We start from the raw sequence: 246 nt of genomic DNA on the forward strand, positions 1-246 counted from the left end.
CTCTCACCGAGACTTCAACATAAGGTGGAAGAGAGTTAATGATATCAGCAATCCTTCTAATAAATAGCTGCGTATCTGCATCGTTAATTGTTGCATCTGCCCCATGAAAGAAAATAGAAACAGGAAGCTTTAACAATACTCCATCAACTGTTTGATCAAGTGGGTTTCCGCTCATTGAAGCATTTTTCAACTCTTTTTGAATCTTTTCAGCAACATCCGATACTGTTTCGGTTGAAGGGGTAGTTG

At 39.0% G+C, this 246-nt stretch carries 1 protein-coding gene; it reads right to left on the reverse strand.

Annotation, left to right across the window (positions count from 1 at the left end; translation table 11 throughout):
• Positions 1-246, reverse strand: a 246-nt coding sequence (locus ACX9YW_RS23420) for a hypothetical protein (protein ID WP_460351183.1), incomplete at both ends; no start/stop codon positions are given.

The organism is Pseudoneobacillus rhizolycopersici, from assembly GCF_054786815.1.